This is a genomic window from Rhizomicrobium electricum, assembly GCF_011762045.1.
GTDB classification, from domain to species: Bacteria; Pseudomonadota; Alphaproteobacteria; order Micropepsales; family Micropepsaceae; genus Rhizomicrobium; species Rhizomicrobium electricum.
Map to the genome: position 1 here is coordinate 1 of NZ_JAASQS010000015.1, position 3,291 is coordinate 3,291.

The 3,291-nt window shown below is 64.3% G+C and carries 2 protein-coding genes; both read left to right on the forward strand.

Going from position 1 to position 3,291, the window contains the following annotated elements:
- Nucleotides 1-54: 54 nt before the first annotated feature.
- Nucleotides 55-1,410: an MFS transporter gene (locus FHS84_RS21050; RefSeq protein ID WP_166937523.1), complete on the forward strand. Its 1,356-nt coding sequence runs from the start codon at nucleotides 55-57 to the stop codon at nucleotides 1,408-1,410.
- Nucleotides 1,407-3,290: an alpha-L-arabinofuranosidase C-terminal domain-containing protein gene (locus FHS84_RS21055; protein ID WP_166937524.1), complete on the forward strand. Its 1,884-nt coding sequence runs from the start codon at nucleotides 1,407-1,409 to the stop codon at nucleotides 3,288-3,290. Before FHS84_RS21050 ends, FHS84_RS21055 begins: the two co-directional genes overlap by 4 nt.
- Nucleotide 3,291: the final 1 nt, after the last annotated feature.

The following is a 3,291-nucleotide window of genomic DNA, read 5'->3' on the forward strand; positions in this document are numbered from 1 at the left end:
GACGGCCGTGGCCTTAACACTTTTCATGCTCCCTTGAGGAAGTAACGGTCTCCCATGAACACCCCGGTAAAATCGCGTCTTTCGGTGATTGAGAAGATCGGCTTTGGCAGCGGCGATGCGGCCGTGAACATCGTGTGGTCGGCGCTGGCGATCATCATCACCTTCTTCTACACCGACGTGTACCGGCTCAACGTCGCCCACATCGCGATGCTGGGCCTATTGCCGCGCCTGATCGACGCCTTTGCCGATGTGGCGATGGGCATCTTCACCGACGGCCGCTCGACGCGCTGGGGCCGCTACCGGCCGTATCTGTTCGCATTCGCAGTGCCGTTCGGCCTGTCGATCATGCTGGTGTTCACCACTCCGGACTTCTCCTACACCGGCAAGCTGATCTGGGCCTACGTCACCTACACCATGATGATGCTGGTCTTCACCTGCATCACCATCCCCTATATCTCGCTGCCGGCGGTCCTGACCGACGATCCCCAGCAGCGCCTGTCGGCCAACGGCTATCGCCTGTTCTTCGCCAAAGGCGCTTCGCTCCTGGTCAACACCTTCGTACCGGTGTTCGCGGCGCGCTGGGGCCAGGCCCATATCGCCCAGGGCTATCACGTGGCGATGACGGTGATGGCGGTGGTGGCCACGCTGCTGTTCTTCTTCTGCTTCTTCACCACCAAGGAGCGCGTCGTCCACAAGAACGACAAGAAGCCGCTCGGCGAGCAGATGAAGCTGCTGCTCACCAACAGCCAGTGGACGGTGCTGGCCGGGGTCTGCATCGTCGGCACCGTCGGCTACGTCATTCGCGGCTCGGTCGGGCTTTACTACGCCAAGTACTTCCTCGGCGGCGACGCCGCGCTGCAGGCCGCCTTCATCACCGTCGGCATCGTCGGCAACATCCTGGCCATGGTGGCCTCGACCTGGCTGACCAAGGTGTTCTGCAAGATCCAGGTGTTCCGCTTCTCCCAGCTCGTCACCTTCGCGCTGTCGGTGGCGATGTACTTCGCCGTCAAGCCGGGCGGGGTGACGGCAGCCTTCGTGCTCTACTTCCTGATCAACTTCATCGTCGACCTGCAGGGGCCGGTGTTCTGGTCGATCATCTCCGAGGCGGTCGATTACGGCCAGGTCAAGCAGGGCAAGCGCGTGGCGGGCCTGGCCTTCGGCGGCATCTCGTTCTGCCAGAAGATGGGCATGAGCATCGCCGCCGGCATCGTCGGCGTGCTGCTCACCTTCTTCCACTACCAGCCCGACGTGGTGCAGAGCGCCTATACCCTCAACGGCATCGCCCTGATGCTGACGGTCATCCCCGGTGTCTTCCACCTCGGTATGGGGCTTTTGATGTACGGGTATTTCATCACCGACGACTATTACAACCGCAACATCCGTCCCAAGGTCACCCACGAGACGCCATGACCACCATCACCGTCCATCCCCCAAAGCCCGGCGCCAAAATCAATCCCCAGATGTGGGGCGTGTTCTTCGAGGACATCAACTTCGGGGCCGACGGCGGGCTTTATGCCGAACTCGTCAAGAACCGCAGCTTCTCCTTCCCCGATCCCATGATGGGATGGCACAAGATCTCGCCGTCCAAGGCCCGCGGGGCGCTCTCGGTCCAGGGCGATGATCCTTACGCGGTCCAGCATCCGCGCTATCTGCGCCTGCAATCGCAGGGCACCGACGTGTTCGGGGTCGCCAACGAAGGCTTCCGCGGCATCGGGCTCAAGGCGGGCGAGGCCTACCGGCTGACGCTGCGCCTGCGCTGCCTCTCGGGCACGCCCGCCCTGCGGGTGGCGCTCTATGGCGAGAACGGCGCCGTTCTCGAACAGACGGAGTTGTCCGGCCTCGCCGGCGCCTGGGAAGAGCGCAGCCTCGAGCTCCGTCCCGCCGCCACCGACCCCAAGGCCAAGCTTTACCTCTTGATGGTCGGGGCAGGGGCGGTCGACATCGACTTCGTCTCGCTCTTTCCGGTCAACACCTGGAAGCAGCGCCCCGGCGGGCTGCGGGCCGATATGGTTCAGGCGCTCGCCGACCTCAGGCCGGGGTTCCTGAGGTTTCCGGGGGGGTGCATCGTCGAAGGCAGCGAGCTCGACAAGCGCTACCAGTGGAAGAACACCATCGGACCGGCCGAACAGCGCCCGCTCCTCATCAACCGCTGGAACTATGAGTTCCTGCATCGCCCGGCACCCGACTACTTCCAGTCGTTCGGCCTCGGCTTCTACGAGTATTTCCTGCTCTGCGAGGATATCGGCGCCGCGCCGATGCCGATCCTCAACTGCGGCATGGCCTGTCAGTTCAACTCCGGCGAACTGGTGCCGCTGACGGACCTCGATCCCTTCATCCAGGACGCGCTCGATCTCATCGCGTTCGCCAATGGCCCAGCCACCTCCGAATGGGGTGCCAAGCGCGCCGCCATGGGCCATCCCGAGCCGTTCAACCTCACCATGCTCGGCATCGGCAACGAGCAATGGGGGCCGCAATACATCGAGCGGCTGGAACGCTTCGTCACCGCCTTCCGCGCCCAGCATCCCGAGATCAAGCTGATCGCTTCCGCCGGGCCCGAACCGGCCGACGAGCGCTTCCAGTATCTGTGGCCGAAGTTCCGCGACCTCGGCGTCGACATCGTCGACGAGCATTGCTACGCCCGGCCCGACTGGTTCTTCGCCAACACCCATCGCTACGACGCCTACGACCGCGCCGGTCCCAAAGTGTTCTTCGGCGAGTACGCCGCCCAAAGCGACAAGATGGTCAGCGTCGACAACCGCAACACCCTCGAATGCGCGCTCGGCGAAGCGGCCTACATGACCGGCCTCGAACGCAATGCCGATGTTGTCGTCATGGCCTCCTATGCCCCGCTGTTCGCCCACAAGGACGCCTGGCAGTGGACGCCCGATCTTCTCTGGGTCGACAACCTGGCGGTCGTGCGCACGCCCAACTATTACGTCCAGCAGATGTTCTGCCACAACCGCGGCGACACCGTTCTGCCCACCGAGGTCTCAGGCACCGCCCCCGGCACCGTCTTCGCCAGTGCCGCCCGCGACGACGTCACCGGCGAGATCATCCTCAAGATCGTCCATCGCGGCGCCGCCCCCGGCTATGCCGACATCGTTCTCGACGCCGTTACCCCCGTCCACGCCCGCCAGATCGTCCTCTCCGGCGAGCCCGGCGCCACCAACACCTTCGCCGACCCCGCCCGCATCGCCCCCCTCCCGGCCCCCGTCGTCATCGTCGGGCCCAAGCTCTCCCTCCCGCTCAAGCCAAACGCATTCACCGTCGTCAGAATAAAAACTGGCTGAG